This is a genomic window from Chloroflexota bacterium, from assembly GCA_020161265.1.
GTDB lineage: Bacteria > Chloroflexota > Chloroflexia > Chloroflexales > Herpetosiphonaceae > Herpetosiphon.
On sequence record JAIUOC010000011.1, the window covers coordinates 48,146 to 66,213 of the forward strand.

Sequence of the window (18,068 nt, forward strand, 5' to 3'; positions counted from 1 at the left end):
ATCAACGAGCTAGATTACTCGGTAATCCATTGATCGACTGAGCGTTCTGAGCGGATCAATTCTTCGCTGCTGAAGAACAAGGCCACTTCATGTTCGCCATTTTCAGGTGAGTCTGAGGCGTGGATCAAGTTGCGCCCGATGTTCACACCAAAATCGCCACGGATCGTGCCAGGGGCAGCCTTGACGGGATTGGTTGCGCCAACAGTTGAGCGCACAATTTCGATCACATCTTTGCCTTCAACTGCAACAACCAGCACTGGGCCTGAGGTAATGTATGAAACCAAGCCAGCGAAAAATGGCTTGCCTTCGTGTACGCCATAGTGCTTGTGGGCCAAATCGCTGCTAACTTGCGACAATTTGATGCCGATAAATTTCAAGCCGCGAGCTTCCAAGCGGGTCAAAATTGGCCCAATTAAACCACGTTGAACTGCATCAGGCTTTAAGATGATCAATGACTTTTCCACAGGGAAATGCCTCCATTATGCTTGGTTAATCAAAGAAAGAATCGTTTACACGACCGTGGGCATTGTAGCATATTTAGCCAAGCGGCCATAAAAAAAGCGAGCCACCAATCAAGGTGACTCGCTCAACAAACCGCCAACAGGCCTAAATCGGCACTGCCTTGCTAATATTTTTGGCAGCGCGGCGCATTTCAATCTTGACCAAACCAAGATTAACCATTCGTTGCGTTACCACAGTCAGAATAACATCACGAGCTTCGAGCAACAGAATCGAACCATCTTTGGCATCAATAATTGCATCAACCAACGTGCCAATCCCAATCCGTTTGGTCGCTTTATCAATTTCGCCGAATACTGCTGCCGACATCGCGCCCAATACTTCAGCATCTTCATCTTCGATTAAAGTGCTGGCGATAACCAAACCATCGCGGCCCACTAAGAGGCTGCCGATAACCCCTTCAACCCGAATTAAGTCCTCAACGATATGACGCATAGGGTCTAGCCTTTCTTCAGTTGCTTGGTGCGTTAACGACGTGGTTTATTTAGCACCCAGCCATACTCATCCATCGCTTCACGCCAGCGTCCTTGCTTAGAATAGGCATCACCTAAAGCACGGTGCAGCCGTTGGAGCAAGCCTGGATCATCGTGCGACTCAATCAGATCTTGCAGATCATCAACTACTTGATCCATCAGTTGATTTTGTTTAATCAGCCGTTTGTATTCGTTTAAGGCTTGATCAACCGAGGCGGTCTGACTAATCATCCGCGCCAAGGCCATTCGCAAGCCATGGTTGTTTGGGTCGGCCTCAAGTTGTTGGTAGTATTCGCTAAAGTCTGGGCCATCGCCGCCAGCACTGCCACTGCTTGGCGTAACCGTCGGGCTAGCCACAGGTGCTGCTGCTACTGGTGTTGGTGTTTGAGCCACCACGGGCGAGGTTTCAACCACCGGCGTTTCAGCCGCTGGTTTTGGTTCACGGCGTGGCGAGACGTTATACAACGGTGCACGTGGGCGTTGCTCTTCTTCACGTGGCCGTGATGAAACTGGATACAACGGAGCACGTTTGTTATCGGCCTCTGGCTCAACTTTGGGCGTAGGTGTGGCGATAATTGCCGGTGGTGTTTCGACAATTGCAGGCGGCGTTGGCACGACCACAACTGGCGCAGCCTCAACCACTGGCTCGGCTGGCGACTCGATTATGGCAATTTCATCGTCGCTCAAACCCAAATCTTCCCACGAGAATGGAGTCATTTCGGGTTCGGCTGGCGCTGCTTCGACCACTGGCTCTGGTTCTGGCTCGGCACTTGGCAAAGCAAAATCGATACCCATCAATTCTTCTTCGCTCAGCTTCAAGCTTCGATCATCGTCGCCTTGTTGCAATGAGGCAATTTCATCATCGTTCAAGCCCAAATCGGCTAGCGAGAATGGCGTGAGATCAGGTTCTAGCTCGCTGGCTGGTGCTTCGTTGCCTTCCAAAGCGGCAATTTCTTCGGCGCTCAAGCCTAGTTGATCAAAGGTGAAGGGCGACATATCAGGCTCTTCGGCTTCGATCTCTGGTTCAGCTGCGCTTGTACCTTCCAACGCGGCGATTTCTTCGGCACTCAAGCCCAAATCGGTCAGCGAGAACGGAGTCATTTCTGGCTCGGCTTCAGCTGTTGGCTGCTCTAGCTCGAAATTATCAAACGAGAATGGTGCGGGTTCTTCTGCCGCCACTTCGCTGGTTTCGCCATTCAACATCGCAATTTCTTCAGCGCTCAAGCCCAAATCGGTCAGCGAGAACGGAGTCATTTCTGGCTCGGCTTCAGCAGTTGGCTGCTCTAGCTCGAAATTATCAAATGAGAATGGCGCTGGTTCTTCTGCCGCCACTTCGCTGGTTTCGCCATTCAGCAGCGCGATTTCTTCAGCGCTCAAGCCCAAATCGGTCAGCGAGAACGGAGTCATTTCTGGCTCGGCGTCCGTTGCTGGTTGCTCTAGCTCGAAATTATCAAATGAGAATGGCGCTGGTTCTTCAGTCACCGCTTCGCTGGTTTCGCCATTCAACATCGCAATTTCTTCAGCGCTCAAGCCCAAATCGGTCAGCGAGAACGGAGTCATTTCTGGCTCGGCATCCGTTGCCGGTTGCTCTAGCTCGAAATTATCAAACGAGAATGGCGCTGGTTCTTCGGTTGCCGCTTCACTGGTTTCGCCATTCAACAGCGCGATTTCTTCGGCGCTCAAGCCCAAATCCGTCAGCGAGAACGGAGTCATTTCTGGCTCGGCATCCGTTGTCGGTTGCTCTAGCTCAAAATTATCGAATGAGAATGGCGCTGGTTCTTCGGTTGCCGCTTCACTGGTTTCGCCATTCAGCATCGCGATTTCTTCGGCGCTCAAGCCCAAATCCGTCAACGAGAACGGAGTCATTTCTGGCTCTGCGTCCGTTGCTGGTTGCTCTAGCTCAAAATTATCGAAGGAGAATGGTGCTGGTTCTTCTGCCGCCACTTCGCTGGTTTCGCCATTCAACATTGCAATTTCTTCAGCACTCAAGCCCAAATCAGTCAGCGAGAACGGAGTCATTTCTGGCTCGGCTTCGGCGCTGGGTTGCTCTAGCTCGAAATTATCAAACGAGAATGGTGCTGGTTCTTCGGTTGCCACTTCGCTGGTTTCACCATTCAACATTGCAATTTCTTCAGCACTCAAGCCCAAATCCGTCAACGAGAACGGAGTCATTTCTGGCTCGGCGTCCGTTGCTGGTTGCTCTAGCTCGAAATTATCGAAGGAGAATGGTGCGGGTTCTTCTGCCGCTGCTTCGCTGGTTTCACCATTCAACATCGCGATTTCTTCGGCGCTCAAGCCCAAATCCGTCAGCGAGAACGGAGTCATTTCTGGCTCGGCGTCCGTTGCCGGTTGCTCTAGCTCGAAATTATCAAAGGAGAATGGTGCGGGTTCTTCGGTTGCCGCGTCGCTGGTTTCGCCATTCAACATCGCGATTTCTTCGGCGCTCAAGCCCAAATCCGTCAACGAGAACGGAGTCATTTCTGGCTCGGCTTCGGCAGTTGGCTGGTCGAAATCGCCAGCAATGAAGTTTTCAAGTGGTTCTTCGGTTTCATAGGCTTCAGCCTCGTCACCAGAGAACTCCTCGTCCATATTAATTACTTCATCGCCATCGCGAATTTGAATACCATTATCGTGTAAGGCCAAAGCGATGCGGTCGATTTCCTCGGTTTGCGATTCAGGATCATCGAACTGATTGATGATATCGGTCAAATCGACATAGCCTTGCTCTTGGCCAATTCCCAAGAGCGCATCAAACACCGGGTCATCGCTTTGATTTTGGCCAGCTTGCTCAATTGCCGCAATTTCCTCTGCTGATAAGCCAATATCGTTCAAGGAGAAGGGTTGTGAGCTATCGCTTAGTTCGCGCACTGGTTCTTCGTAAGCTTGAGGTTCTTGATCAAAGCCCAAATCATCGAGCGAGAAGGGCTGTAAACCACCATCGAAGCTAAATTCATCATCGGCGGCAGCTGGTGCTTGATCCATTGCTTCAAATTGAGCAATTTCATCAGCATCAAGCCCCAAATCAGTCAAGGAGAAGGGAGTCATGTTTGGCTCTTCTTCAACCTTGGGCGTGGGTTCAGCCGCAGGTGTTGGGTTGAACTCGCCTGAATAAAGCGCTTGCTCCTCAGGATCAAGCCCTAAATCATCGAGCGAGAAGGGCGTAATGCTTGGCTCATCGAAGTTGAAGCCTTGATCGTCGTTAGTTGCAGGCGGATCAAAACCAAATTCATTTAAGGAAAATGGGGTTAAGCCCGATTCATCGTTGGTTGGGTCGGTGGGCAAAGCGCTATCTTCGCCAGCTTGCAGCAAGGCAATTTCATCATCGCTCAAGCCAAGTTCAGTCAACGAGAAGGGCTTGATTTCCAATTCTTCATCGACTTGGGTTTGCGGTTGGCTAAGATTGCCCATGGCATTGTAATCGGCAATTTCATCGGCATCCAAGCCCAATTCAGTTAATGAGAATGGCGTAATTGCAGGCTCAGTATCAGCAGTGTGCAGATCATGCTCATCATAATTACGCAAATCAACATCATCATTCGAGAAGAAGTTCATTGCCTCATCGTCAGAATCAGCAGGATCATAGACTGGCTCAACCAATGGTGGCAGAGTTTGCGTCTGCTTCTTGATCACCATGCGGTTGAAAATTCCAGCATCATCTTCTTCGTCTTGATTGAACTCTGGTTCAGGTTGCGCCCCAAAGATTGAGCGCGAGCGTGAACGTGGTTGTTGCCAGCTAAAACCGCCTGATTCTTGATCGGTATCGGGGAAGCTGGATAAATCGCGGCTGAAGGGCATGCTTGGCTCTGATGGTGTGTCGATTGAATCAAAGCTCAGTTCATCAAGCGAGAATGGCTTTAAGGTATTTGGTAAAGCCAAATCATCATCTTGGGCTTTGGAGCTAGTTTCAGGCTGCACATCATCAAAATTTTCCAAGGAGAATGGCTGTAATTGCTCGGGCAACTTACCAGTATCCGCGCCAGTACCTGGAATATCGTCAATGCTGCTTTCATCCCAATCGCCAAAGGTGAAGGGCGTTACATCATCAGGCAAATCAAAATCATCATTGCTGGCAACTACTGGCTCAGGAGCAGGCTTGGTTGGAGCGGCTAGTGGCTCCGGGGCTGGCGTTGGCGTTTTATTGCTGGGAACATCATCAACTTCATCGAGCGAGAAGGGCTGAAGATCTAAGCCCAAATCATCGAGATTGAAATCGACATCGTATTCTGGCTCGGCGATTGCAACCGCTGCGGGTGCAGGGCTAGCTGGGGCTGCCCCAAAATCGCCAAACAACAAGCTGCGCAAGAAATCATCGTCAGCGTTAGCCGCAACCCCGACCGCAACTGGGGCAGCCTCAACTTCGGCCAACCAAGAGGCGGCGGGAGCTTTGCTGGCTTGCTCGGCGGCCAAGCGATCACGCTCGACTTGTTCGGCAGCTTCGCGGGCAAGCCGCTCTTTTTCGGCCTTTTCAGCCTTTTTGGCTTTCCAAGCAGCCTCATCGAAGGCCTCGATTTTGGTATCGGGGGCTTCGACTGGTGGCAGCATCCCATCGAACAAAGCATAGGCTACGCCTTGGCTGGGGTCGAGTTGCTGGGCATGTTGCCACAGCTTACGGCCTTTGGGGTCGCCAGCGGCCAACAAATGATAGCCCAAGATCAAATTGGCCTTGAGCATATCGGGGTAATCGCGCAGAATATCGCTGGCAACTTCGGCGGCTTCAGCCTCTTGGCCATTACGCCAGAGTGCTTCAGCCAGCGCTACCGCAATATCCACCCGTTTGGGGTCATCGGCGAGCACATCGTTAAATTCCTGAATCGCCTTATCGAAGCGTCGTCCGCGCACATACATACGCCCGAGACCTGCCTTTTTCAGCAAGATTCGGGCGTTTTCGCTACCCCAAGCCTCGGTATACAAACGCAACACTTGCGAGCGCAACTCAGGCAAATCGGGCTTAATTTCAAATGCTTGCTCAAACTCGCGGATCGCCGCTGCGAGGTTGCCTTGACGCTCGTAAGTTACCCCCAAGCCCACATGGACAGGGATATTTTCGGGGTCAGAACGTAAGACCCGTTCAAAGGCTTCGACGGCTTTGGCTAAATCTTGGCGGTTAAGATACGATTCGCCGAGGATACGGTACGCTTCAAGATAATAGGGAAACGATTCAAGCAGATGCTCACTCGCACCAATGGCACGCTCCTCCTTCCCTGTTTCGAGAGCAGACCGTGCTTCATCGTAGAGTGCTTGGATCGTGGTGAGAGCCATGCCGCTCCTCCCTGCGCTGTGCATCCAGCGCATCTGATAATCCGTGTCGATCAATTAATTTATAGATCGTGGATTTGGGCGAATTGCTAAAGAATAATGGCGTAAAATGCGAAAGTATTATAGCGTACCCGTTGATGCTACGCAAGCAGAAATAGCATTACAGTGCGCTAATTCGCATTTTTAGGCCAAATTAACTACGGCTTTTTGTCGTTAGGCTGCCACTTGCCAAAGTGGTGCGACCCGCCCTATGGCCTGACGCAATTCATCAAGCGTAAACGGTTTTGGCAAAACTACGGTTAATGGATCGTTATTGAGATCAGCTTCTTGATGCACGATGCTATTAATCGCAGCGGTGCAAATGATCACTGGTAGGCTGTGGGTTTGAGGCTGAGCACGCAATTCACGCCAAACGTTCAACCCATCCATTCCCGACATCATCACATCAAGAACCAGGAGTTCTGGTGGGTTTTGTAACAACTTTGGCAATGCTTCGAGGCTCGAAGCCCAATGGTGAATTTCCTGAATGCCAAGGTATTGCAACATCACATCAATTAACTGTTGAAATTCACTCGAATCATCGACCACCGCTATGCGCTGTAACATACCACAACTCCTTATTGATCGTCCTCCACGGTCTGAAAGGACGCAGGCAAAAATTTACGCCATTCTTCAAGACCAAGCCCATGCATTCGGCGTTCGATTAAATAGTATGGGCTAGCAAACGGGCGAAAGGGTGGCCGAATTAAGCGCATTCGTGCCTCCTCGGGAGTTCGCCCACCTTTGCGATGATTACACGTTCGGCAGGCGCTTACCAGATTTTCCCAGCTATGTGCACCACCTCGATGGCGCGGCAACACATGGTCAAGCGTGAGATCAGCACTGATCCGATTACAATATTGGCAAGTGTAGTGATCGCGACGGAAAATTTCGCGGCGAGAAAGCTTGACATTGGGCAAGGGACGACGAATCATATGGCCCAGTCGGATGACCGACGGACAAGCAATGGTGTCGTTGGTCGTGTGCAACACGGCGTGGTTGTGTTCCAACACTTCGGCTTTACCACCCAACACAAGCATCAAGGCACGACGTGCAGAGCAGATATTGAGTGGCTCGTAATTATGGTTGAGGACGAGTACGGGAGAGTTCATCGCGATCAAACTCCTTCGACATGGAAGATGCGATGTAGTTGCCCGTGGTATTGTATCATTGCCCCTACGCCTTGGCAACGTTTCTCAGCAAAAACCAATCTTACGATGGAGCTTCGTCGGCCATCCGAATGATGTTTAGACGTTCTCCCAAGCACTTAGGTTGTCCAAAATGGCCCGATCTTCGCTACTCAACTCAAAATCGGCTGCACCCAAGGTATCGTGGAGTTGACCACTGCTGGTTGCCCCAATAATCGCCGAGGTGATCGCTGGTGCACCTGTGACCCACGCCACTGCCAGTTGGGGAATGGTTTTTTGGTGCTTCTCAGCTAACACTTCCAGCTGATCGATTAATTTCCACAATGGCTCGCTCAAGCGTTTGTCATCACGGCCACGTTCAGCAACCCGTGTACCCTCAGGAATGGGCTGACCCCGCCGAAACTTGCCAGTCAATAAGCCACCCGCCAACGGGCTATAGACAATCACGCCAACTCCATACTTGACACAAACTGGTTGCAATTCGCGCTCAAATTCGGCTCGATTGAGCAAATGATAATGTGGTTGTAGCGAATCGTAGCGGGCGAGATTCAGTTTATCGCTTGTCCACAGGGCTTCCATCAATTGCCATGCGCGATAATTCGAGCAGCCGATATAGCGCACTTTGCCAGCTCGCACCAAATCATCAAGCGCCCGCAAGGTTTCTTCGATTGGCACTTCGCCGTCGGGGAAATGGGTTTGATAGAGGTCGATATAATCAGTTTGCAAGCGCCGCAAGCTAGCATCAACTGCTGCAATAATATGTTTGCGCGAAAGCCCTTGATCGTTCGGCTGATCGCCCATTTGGCCGCGAACTTTGGTTGCTAAAACCACTTTATCGCGGCGACTTGGCTCTTCGGCCAACCAACGCCCGATAATTTCCTCAGTTTTGCCAGCATATGAACGTGGGTCCCAACGCGAATAAACATCGGCAGTATCGAAGAAATTAATCCCAGCATCAAGGGCTTGGCTCATTATCGCAAATGATTCTGGCTCTTCAACACTCCAGCCAAAAGTCATGGTTCCCAAACATAATTCCGAAACTTTCAATCCGGTTCGGCCTAATTTACGATAGCGCATGGATTTTCCTCCTAATTTAGGTTTTGTAACCACGAAGAACACGAAGGGCACGAAGATAGGCTATTAACTATTGAAGTACCACCGCATGTTCCGAATAGCCCATAGCCACATCCCTCTGCTTTAAACCTCCCGATCCTTGGATTCTGACCGCTCATGAATCAAAAGTCGCAAGATCGTAACCAAAGCTGCGACTTTTTTGCGACTTTTTTAGCGAGGCTCGCTGCTATACTCTTTTGTGAGCGAAGAACTTTGAAACACAAACTAACCAGCAATCAAGGAGGTCTGAGTTACTGATAAGGAGTTGAACGGTAGTGCGGTGAGAGGCGCTACCCTGCTCAAAGCTAGTGCGGTGAGAGGCTCTAGCTCAGGGCAAATCTGCGAAACAACGGCCCGATGGTGTGCCATGGCTCGCAGCCTTATCAAACATTCAAACTAAAACTTAAGCTACTAGTGGTTGTGATCGTTTGAGCAGTGCTACGGCGCTGCTCTTGGCTTTTTAGCTGCATGCTTGCAACAATTCTGCTCTAAATCTGCTACTTCTGTCGATCAGCACTCACTATACTCAGAGTTGAGTGGAATAGCGAATTAGATTGGATAGGAGAGAGCAATGCTGAGAAAACTGATGATCACAATCGTAGGAGGTAGCTTTCTGATATTTGTGTTGCTGATGGTGTTTGAGCCAGTTCAGGCGTATGCAGCACTTGGCCCAATCGACGATTTCCCGATTTATTTGGATAGTTCTAACGTTCGGCATAATGGCCAAGCGCTGCATTATTATTTGTTGCAACCGCTTGAACCACGCGAGCTTGAGGATTTTTACCTCAATGCGCTAGCCAAACGCGCTTGGCACGTGCAAGCAACCACAATCAACCAACCAGCAATAAGTATGCGCTTTGAACATGCTTCAATCAAGGGTTTTGTCGAGCTGACAATTGCGCATCACGCTGGCGGATGTCAACCAGATTGGAGCGAGGTGTATGTTCGTTATGTCGATCCACAGAGCGCTCCAGTTGCCGCACCAACATTAAATATTCGCTGGCGGGTCAATCGGTTTGGTTGCGATAGTGCCTAAATTAAGGCCAAGCAGAGCATCAAAGCCCCTCGCCCACGGCAATGGACGAGGGGTTGGATGGAGTTTAGCCACTGACTACTTGAGTTGCCTGATCGAGCGGCACACCTTCCATGGTTTCGCGAATCAGTTGATCAACAACCGCTTTGATATCGCCAGTTTCTTCGTAGGTGCGCAGTTGACGTTCGGCGCTGGTGCCATGCTTGAGCACTTGGTCAATATAATCGATCGCTGATCGCGAACCAAGGTCATCAACCACATCATCAACAAACTCACGTAATTCAATCATCAAATCGTGGGCTGATAATTCTTCACGACGGCCAAAATCGATCAGCTTGCCACCAAGGCCATAACGCGCCGCCCGCCATTTGTTTTCATTGATCAATGCACGGCTATACACGCGGAAGGTTTGGTTTTGGCGGAATAAGCTATAAATTTTGACAAAAATCGCCTGAACCAAGCCAGCGATCATAATTGCTTCATCAACTTTGGTGGCAATATCGCAAATCCGCACTTCTAGCGTGCCAAACATCGGGTGTGGCCGCGCATCCCACCACACTTTTTTGCCATTGTCGATGCTATGAGTTTTGAGCAAAATGTTGATATATTGCTCAAATTCCGCATACGATTGGAAGGTGTCGGGAATGCCAGTGCGTGGAAAGTTGGTGAAAATGATTGAGCGATAGGATTGAAAGCCAGTTTTGCGCCCCATCCAAAAGGGCGATGAGGTTGAAAGCGCCAATAAATGCGGCAGAAAGTAACGCGCCACATTCATAATTTCGATGCAGGTTTCGTTATCAGGCATGCCGATGTGCACATGCATGCCAAAAATCAGCAAGCGCCGCGCTGCCTCTTGCATCTCCTCAATCACGCCATAATAGCGCTCGTGGGGATAAATATCTTGCTTTTGCCACGATGAAAATGGGTGAGTGCCAGCAGCGGCAATTCGCAAGCCCTTGCTCGCGGCCAAACTGCCAATTGCGCCACGCAAACGAATAATCTCGGCGCGAGCTTCCTCGACCGTGCGACAGACATGCGTGCCCACTTCGACAATCGATTGATGCATTTCGGGCTTCATCTGTTCGCGTAAAATCAACTGACCCTCATCGAGAATTTGGGTGATGTACGATTTTAATTCGCGGGTTTCAGGATCGATAATCTGATATTCTTCTTCGATCCCAATCGTAAAAGGAAAATGCGGATGCCCCGGATCACGATATTCCATAAGATCCCCCGTTGGTGTGTCAGTTGATAGTGGGCTTTGGGTGGGTTGCTGCCAGTGGTATTGCCCTTTAGAATAGTTGATGTTTTTGCGCTTGTCTATGGTGAGATTTAGCTCAATTTAGAGAGCTGAAACGTTGGTGTGGTTGAGCCGCCGCCAGCGGTCACATTCAGCAACGTCACGGTCGATAAGCGCGTCAGACAACCTTGAACTTCGCTGCCAAATAAAAATGGATCAGTATCGACCAAGCGCTGGCCGATATGCAATTGACCATCGACAATAGCTGGATAATCCTCGTAGGCGATCACCACCCGTTCTTGCACCACAAATGGCTCAGTTAAGGCCTGTTGCAGTGCCAAATCCCAAGCTTCGGCCTCGGTTTCCCAGCCAATCGTAATCCCTTGGCCGCCATAATCGTCGTTTGGTTTGAGCAACAGTCGATCGCGGTTTTGCCGAATAAAATCCAGTAGGTCAACTTCTGTGCCAGCATAATCGGTGCGGCCAGCTGCCACTCGCCGCGTCCAAGGAATGTGCTGGGCAAGTTGTTGTTGGGTGGCTGAGCTAATTCCAGCGGCGCTAGTGATCGTCGGATCAGATAACAAGCCAAAGATCATTTTTTTGTGCAGCAACTTGGCACGAAAATTATTGGCCAAACAAATCGCTCCATCGCGGTAGGCCTGGGTTAATGGATGTTCAAAGGCTTCATTGCCCAAACGCTGCAAAAATTCGGTCGTCAACAAGCGTTTATAGACAAAATTAACTGGTGTGTTATTGGCATACAGCGTGCCAGCCTGATAGCGCAAATCTTCCGGCGCACAAATCACTGTTTTCAAGCCATGTTCAGCAAAATATTGCTGAAATAGTTGAAACTCCGAAAGCGTTGGCAAGCCATGCCAATCGACAATGGCAATTTTTGGCTCGCCTGTACCGCCCCATTCGCGATAAACCGCCAAAAAAGCTTCCAACAAGCGTTGGCGAGCAGGCAAACTTTCAACCCGATAGTGGCGCTGAAACTCTTGCATAATCGGCAATTGCTCGAACACCTGCGAAAGAATATCTTCGTAGGCAATTGCGGCGGGGCTTTCGGCGTTATATTCAACAAATTGAAACGAGCTACTATCGCTAGTTAAAAATGAATCAAGTCGTGAAGAAACACTCAATTCACGGTAGCCAGGCTCATACCTAATTAATTGATGTTCACCCTCGGTCAAGGCCAGCAGATCGAGTACCTCAGGCGTGCGCAACGCATACTCAACCACCGTGCGCGACGCTTCGGCCACCAGCTGCGAGACGCGCTCGATCAAGCTCGATTGCTCGGCGCTGAGAAAATGCGGGCGTAGCACATTACACAACGGACGGGTGCCAAAAAAAAGATTTTGTTGCTGTTGTAGGCTAGTGAGACGTTCTTGAGAAGCACGAGCGAGATCGGGCGTGAGGAGGGCGTGATAATCACGAATCGCTTGCTCTAACATAGGCCGCTCCATGAATAGCAACAGCGAACATAGCCGAAGGTATTTAAATGGGCTATGTTCGCTGGCTTGTAGCGATTATTCTTCGCTGGTTTTACTTGAACGCGCCTTGGGCTTGCTCGTCGCCGTCAGCAACGAGTTCCATTGATAGGTCACTTTGGTTTGTTTGCGCTTACCTAAGGCATAATCGATACACATATCAGCCATGGCATTGACCACCCACGGGAAATAGTGGTCGGTCAAAGAGTTGATATCCATATCGGGAGCTGGGTTGGTAAAATCGATGGCATAGGCGATGCCATCCTTAATCGCAAACTCGACCGTGTTCATATCATAACCAAGGGCTTCATTGAGCTTGCGTGCGCCATCGAGCACTTGTTGGCCTTCTTCGGGCGTGAGGAAGCCAGGTTCGTGGAAATAGCGATGTGGCCATGGGGCGTTGGCATCAAACTTCATCACCATAAAATGCTCTTTGCCAATACACATCACGCGGGCATATTTTTCCCATTCGATGCACTCTTGCAGCATCATACACTCAGTCCCAGTGGTGTTATAGGCATCGTACAATTGATCATAGGTATAAAGTTTGAATACTTGCTTGAAACCGCCGCCCCAAGCTGGCTTGAGAATTACCGGAAAGCCCCCGACCGCCTCGACATGATCTTCCCACGGAATCGGGTAGATCAAATTGCGCAGCGATTCATCGACCACGCCTTCGACATACGAATGTGAGGGCAAGGCAATCGTGCGTGGATGTTTAACCCCAATCGCATCGGAGAGCGAAGCGCCAAAAAACTTATCATCGGCACTCCACCAAAACGGGTTATTGACCACAACCGTGCCTTGGAGCACAGCATTTTTGAGATAGGTGCGATAGTAGGGAATTTCGTGGGAGATCCGATCAACGATGACAGCGTACTCATTTGGCTCGTTCATGGCCGTCCCGCCCAATTGCAGGTATTCGGCGGTTACGCCAACATTGCGCCGATTGACTTCCTCGATAAATGCTGGCGGCCACGACCATTCACGCCCAACCATGACCCCAATTTTCTTATCAGCTTTTTTTGCTTTTGCCAAGCAAAACCTCCTTGTAGCGGACTAGGCTTTGAGGGAAAATTCTGTGGGTAACTTTGTGGATGCTGCTTCGTTGCGAGGCGCATCATAGCATATCCAGCCGTGCTACGCCAAAATTGCTACCAGCAGAATTCTCGATCAATTGCTAGCACAAGCAGATTATTGACCATCAATCGCTAGTTATTGCGCTTATCATCGTTACGATCTTGTAAATCGCGCTGGAACAAGACAAATTCATAAACTTGCTGGCGGCGATCCGGGCTAAGCGTGGTAAAAATTGAGAGCAATGCTTCTTGTTCCCGCCGCGAATCAGAGTAGATTTTGGTTTCGGTCGAGGCTGCTTCACTAATCATTTCTAAGGCAGTCGTGCGAAAAACTTGGGCCAAGCCTTCAACTTCGGCAATGCGGGGTGAAGTATTGCCAGCCTCAACCGCGCTAATATACGAGCCAGAAACTCCAACTTTTGCGCCTAAATCATTTTGGGTTAAGCGATCGCGAGAGCGTTTGCGTTTGATAATTGCGCCAATAGCCTCACTCAAACTAGCCATGCCAATCTCCTATCTTGCTGCTAATTCGGTTGCGATTCGCTTGCATTGTACAAGAAAACCCAACAAAAAAGGAAGAATTATGAGGGATGAGGGATGAGGGATGAGGGATGAGGGATGAGGGATGAGGGATGAAATTTAACCGCGAAGAACGCGAAGGTGAAGATTTTAACGCAGAGACGCAGAGCATGGGTGGCTACAGGCTTCAGGCTAGCGGAACAATTGTTGATATCTCAAATGATCTTCGAGCCAATAGCCATAGCTCGCTTCGTGCTCTTCGTGTTCTTCGTGGATCAATCATCAATAAGCTTCTTCATATTAACCATGAAAACGTTAACGGTTGACCTCTTGCATTCACCCACAATATGCCTCATACTGCATAGTACCGAAATCTATAACTCTAGTTCGAGGAGGACGAAGGCGACAATCTGGATTGTTGCTGCTGCGTCCACAACCAGCCAGCCATAATAACGCCGTAAGGCCCGATTGAAGCCGATTGAACCCATGGACCCTGCATCTAGTTTAGAGCTGCTTGGGCTTGCGATGTGTCTCATTATTGTGAGTGTCGCATCAGCAGCCGAAGCAGCGCTCTCTACTATCTCACGCCACCGAATGAATACGCTGTTGGAGAACGGCGAACGCCGCGCCAACGTGGCTATGCGCCTGTTGGAAGACCCCTATCATCTGCGCATTGGGACATTGTTGCTCAGTACGGTTGGAACAATTGGAGCAACGGCGCTGCTCTTGACGTTTGTCGCCAATCGCACTGGTTGGCAGCAGGCCTCGTTTCTATTGATCTTTCTGCTGATTTGGCTCACCATCGGCACAACCTTACCCAAAACCCTCGCCACTGCTTATCCCGATAGTATGGTGCTTTGGACGGTGCGTCCATTGCGGATTTTGCTGTGGCTGGTTGCGCCAATGCAATGGCTCTTACGCCAAATTGCTCGCCCAATTGGCCTGGTAACAGGCCAGCATCCTCACATCGTCACCGAAGAAGAACTAAAATTAATGGTCAACGTCGGCGAAGAAGAGGGCGTGATCGAGGCCGAAGAGCGCGACATGATCGAGGGTATTTTTGAATTTAGCGATACGGCTGTGCGTGAAGTCATGGTCCCACGGATTGATATCGTCGGTTTGGCTGCGACGGCCTCGATGGAAGAAGCGCTGAATTTGTTTATTAGTGCTGGCCATTCGCGGTTGCCAATCTACGACGAGTCAATTGACCATGTGCTCGGAGTGTTGTACGCTAAGGATCTGTTTCCGCTGTTGCGTGATGGGTTGCGTGATGCTCCGTTGCGCTCGTTGGTACGCCAGCCCTATTTTGTGCCCGATTCGATCAAAGTTGATGATTTGATGCGGGCTTTGCAAAGCCGCAAAGTGCATATGGCGATTATCGTCGATGAATATGGCAGCACGGCGGGCTTAGTCACAATTGAGGATTTGCTGGAAGAGATCGTTGGCGAAATTCAAGATGAGTTCGATAGCGAAGAAGCGCCGATTCAACAGGTTGGCCCTCACGAATGGCTGTTCGATGGTCGGGTCTCAATTGATGCAGTCAATGATGCCACAGAGTTAACATTAATCAATGACGATGTAGATAGTCTCGGTGGCTTCGTTTTGTCTATGTTAGGCTCAATGCCCAAAGTCGGCGATGTTATCCAAGCTGGAGATACAACAATTGAGGTTGTTACGATTCAAGGCTTGCGACCACAACGCCTACGTGTAAGCTTAGCCCATGCCGAACACGAGTTTGCCGAGGTTGGGAGTAATACCGATGATGGTTGACTACCAAGCCCTGTTGGCCAACGCCAAAACCGCCCGCGAACGAGCTTACACGCCATACTCACGTTTCAAAGTTGGCGCAGCAGTTCTGACCGCCAGCGGTCGCATATTCCATGGTTGTAATATTGAAAATGCCGCCTATCCAGTCTGTTTATGTGCTGAACGTTCAGCCCTCGCTGCGGCTTGGAGCGCTGGCGAAACAGAATTTATCGCGTTAGCAGTTGTGGCTGATACGCCTGGCCCAGTTGCACCCTGTGGTATGTGTCGCCAATTTATGTTTGAACTTGCGCCCGATCTTCCTGTGCTGCTGGCAAATTTGGCCGAGCAAACCCAACATACTACGCCACGCGAGCTGCTGCCTGGTGGCTTTTCTCCTGAAAGTCTCAATCACAACCGTTAATCAAAACTAAAATATATATTCGACCAAGGCCCTTGTGTTGCACAAGGGCTTTTTGGATTGCTCAAAATTGGGGTATTGACTTAGAGCGCACGCAAATGTTTAGAATGCTGGCAACGACGAATATTTAGCAGGGAGACACAGGCATGCTCAAGCGAACTATTGGCAAGAGTGGCATTGAAGTCAGTGCTTTAGGTTTAGGTTGTTGGGCGATTGGCGGCCCATTCAATCACAATGGCAATCCCTCAGGTTGGGGCCAAGTTGACGACACTGAATCAATTCAGGCAATTCATGCGGCGCTTGAATTAGGCGTTAATTTTCTTGATACTGCCAATGTCTATGGTTGTGGCCATAGTGAGCAAATTATTGCCCAAGCGATCGCTGGCCGCCGCGATCAGGTGATTCTAGCCACTAAATTTGGCAATAGCTGGGATGAAGGCAGCAAAGATTCGTTTGAGCAAATTCCGATTAGCCCTGCCGAAATTCGCCAACAACTAGAAGCCAGCCTCAAACGGCTCAACACCGATTATGTTGATTTGTTGCAATTTCACTTGTGGGGCTATCCGGTCGAAGATGCCGCCCCGGTGCGCGATACGCTCGAAAGTTTGGTGAGCGAGGGCAAAATTCGCGGCTATGGTTGGAGCACCGATCGGCTTGATGCGATTGAACTCTTTGCTGAAGGCCCACATTGTATTGCTGTGCAACAACAATTGAATTTATTGCATGGCCATAGCACCGGCGAGAGCGATGCAATTATTGCCTTTTGCGAAGCCCACAATTTAGCCAGCATCAACCGAGCACCGTTGGCAATGGGTTTATTGACGGGAAAATTCACCCCCAGCACGAGCTTTAGCAGCGACGATGTGCGCAGCAAAGTCGCATGGTTCGAAGGATTTCAGGCTGGCAAGCCCAACCCTGAATGGCTTAAAAAGCTCGAAGCCTTGCGCGAAGTGTTGACCAGCGAAGGCCGCACGCTGACCCAAGGTGCTTTGGCGTGGTTGTGGGGGCGCAGCAGCCAAACCCTGCCAATCCCAGGCTTCCGCACCGTCGCTCAAGCCAGTGAAAACGCCAAGGCGCTGCAATTTGGCCCATTGAATCCTGCTCAAATGCAGCAAATCACTAGCATTTTGCAAGGCTAAACTATTTGTTTAACCGCGAAGAGCGCGAAGAACACGAAGGTTGAGGCTATGTTGGCTGAAGGCTCTAGGCTATCGGAATAATTTTGGGAATCACCATGATCTTCGATAGCCAATAGTCAACAGCCGATAGCCTAGGCATCTTCGTGTCCTTCGTGGTTAAATTTCATCCTTCATCCCTCATCCCTACAATGCTTCCCCCCTGAATTCACCTTGACAAACCCCTGATTATTCAATAATCTAGATAGACACTATTCTACTACTAGGATATACGTGCTATGAAAAAGTTGACTCAGGCTGAGGCGGCGATTTTAAGCTTGTTGGCAGAGCAGCCACGCTATGGCTATGAGCTCGAACAAATTATTCAGGCGCGGGGGATGCGCTCGTGGACGGAAATTGCTTTTTCGTCGATCTATTATTTGCTCAAAAAGCTTGAGCAAGCGCAATTGGTCGCGGGCGAAACATCTCAGGGCGATGGGCGACCATCACGTATGGTCTACAACATTCTACCAAGTGGGCGGGTCGCTTTGCAAGAGAGCCTACGCACGATGCTGAGTGTACCGCAACAACGCTATTCAGCGCTACTTTTGGGCATGGCCAATTTACCACTACTTGAGCTAAGCGAGGTTGTGGTGGCTTTGGAGCACTATTGTGAGGAGTTACGGGCGCAAATCGGGCGGGTGCAACAACGTCGTGCTGAAGAACAAACTCAATCTTGGCATATTCAAGGCTTATTTGACTATACCGAAACCATGATTCAAGCGGAACATGATTGGCTAACAACCTATTTAACTCAGATTCGCCAGCAACTTAACCAAGCTTAGCCCAAACAATAGCCACGCTCTTCGGCAACCCAAGA

At 50.0% G+C, this 18,068-nt stretch carries 15 protein-coding genes; 5 read left to right on the top strand and 10 right to left on the bottom strand.

Features of this window, described 5'->3' with window-relative positions:
* Window positions 1–14: 14 nt before the first annotated feature.
* The 6 genes from ndk to LCH85_22800 form a co-directional block, all read right to left on the bottom strand.
* Window positions 15–464 (bottom strand): nucleoside-diphosphate kinase, encoded by a 450-nt coding sequence (gene ndk / locus LCH85_22775; protein MCA0354829.1) that lies wholly within the window; start codon window positions 462–464, stop codon window positions 15–17.
* A 142-nt stretch (window positions 465–606) separates the two neighbouring features.
* Window positions 607–954 (bottom strand): roadblock/LC7 domain-containing protein, encoded by a 348-nt coding sequence (locus LCH85_22780; GenBank protein ID MCA0354830.1) that lies wholly within the window; start codon window positions 952–954, stop codon window positions 607–609.
* Between the two features lie 32 nt (window positions 955–986).
* Window positions 987–6,251 (bottom strand): tetratricopeptide repeat protein, encoded by a 5,265-nt coding sequence (locus tag LCH85_22785; GenBank protein MCA0354831.1) that lies wholly within the window; start codon window positions 6,249–6,251, stop codon window positions 987–989.
* Between the two features lie 210 nt (window positions 6,252–6,461).
* Complete coding sequence (locus LCH85_22790) at window positions 6,462–6,854, bottom strand: response regulator (GenBank protein MCA0354832.1); 393 nt, start codon at window positions 6,852–6,854, stop codon at window positions 6,462–6,464.
* An 11-nt stretch (window positions 6,855–6,865) separates the two neighbouring features.
* Window positions 6,866–7,399 carry an HNH endonuclease gene (locus LCH85_22795; GenBank protein ID MCA0354833.1) on the bottom strand — a complete coding sequence of 178 codons (534 nt, stop codon included), beginning with the start codon at window positions 7,397–7,399 and terminating at the stop codon, window positions 6,866–6,868.
* Window positions 7,400–7,534: 135 nt separating this feature from the next.
* Window positions 7,535–8,512 (bottom strand): aldo/keto reductase, encoded by a 978-nt coding sequence (locus LCH85_22800; GenBank protein ID MCA0354834.1) that lies wholly within the window; start codon window positions 8,510–8,512, stop codon window positions 7,535–7,537.
* A 607-nt stretch (window positions 8,513–9,119) separates the two neighbouring features.
* Here LCH85_22800 and LCH85_22805 point away from each other — a divergent pair.
* Window positions 9,120–9,584, top strand: a complete 465-nt coding sequence (locus LCH85_22805; GenBank protein ID MCA0354835.1) for a hypothetical protein — start codon at window positions 9,120–9,122, stop codon at window positions 9,582–9,584.
* A 64-nt stretch (window positions 9,585–9,648) separates the two neighbouring features.
* Here LCH85_22805 and LCH85_22810 read toward each other — a convergent pair whose 3' ends face one another.
* From LCH85_22810 to LCH85_22825, 4 genes are all read right to left on the bottom strand, one after another.
* On the bottom strand, window positions 9,649–10,806 hold the full coding sequence (locus tag LCH85_22810; protein ID MCA0354836.1) for a carboxylate-amine ligase: 1,158 nt from the start codon (window positions 10,804–10,806) through the stop codon (window positions 9,649–9,651).
* A gap of 107 nt (window positions 10,807–10,913) precedes the next feature.
* Window positions 10,914–12,275 carry a hypothetical protein gene (locus tag LCH85_22815; protein ID MCA0354837.1) on the bottom strand — a complete coding sequence of 454 codons (1,362 nt, stop codon included), beginning with the start codon at window positions 12,273–12,275 and terminating at the stop codon, window positions 10,914–10,916.
* A gap of 75 nt (window positions 12,276–12,350) precedes the next feature.
* Complete coding sequence (locus LCH85_22820) at window positions 12,351–13,349, bottom strand: hypothetical protein (protein MCA0354838.1); 999 nt, start codon at window positions 13,347–13,349, stop codon at window positions 12,351–12,353.
* Between the two features lie 173 nt (window positions 13,350–13,522).
* On the bottom strand, window positions 13,523–13,894 hold the full coding sequence (locus tag LCH85_22825; GenBank protein MCA0354839.1) for a helix-turn-helix domain-containing protein: 372 nt from the start codon (window positions 13,892–13,894) through the stop codon (window positions 13,523–13,525).
* 540 nt (window positions 13,895–14,434) lie between these two features.
* On the opposite strand from LCH85_22825, the gene LCH85_22830 reads away from it, so the two are divergent.
* The 4 genes from LCH85_22830 (at window position 14,435) to LCH85_22845 (ending at window position 18,033) form a co-directional block, all read left to right on the top strand.
* Window positions 14,435–15,679: a hemolysin family protein gene (locus tag LCH85_22830; protein ID MCA0354840.1), complete on the top strand. Its 1,245-nt coding sequence runs from the start codon at window positions 14,435–14,437 to the stop codon at window positions 15,677–15,679.
* Window positions 15,669–16,076: a cytidine deaminase gene (cdd, locus tag LCH85_22835; GenBank protein ID MCA0354841.1), complete on the top strand. Its 408-nt coding sequence runs from the start codon at window positions 15,669–15,671 to the stop codon at window positions 16,074–16,076. Before LCH85_22830 ends, cdd begins: the two co-directional genes overlap by 11 nt.
* Before the next feature lie 143 nt (window positions 16,077–16,219).
* Window positions 16,220–17,212, top strand: coding sequence for an aldo/keto reductase (locus LCH85_22840; protein MCA0354842.1), 993 nt, complete (start codon window positions 16,220–16,222; stop codon window positions 17,210–17,212).
* A 275-nt stretch (window positions 17,213–17,487) separates the two neighbouring features.
* Window positions 17,488–18,033: a PadR family transcriptional regulator gene (locus LCH85_22845; GenBank protein MCA0354843.1), complete on the top strand. Its 546-nt coding sequence runs from the start codon at window positions 17,488–17,490 to the stop codon at window positions 18,031–18,033.
* Window positions 18,034–18,068: the final 35 nt, after the last annotated feature.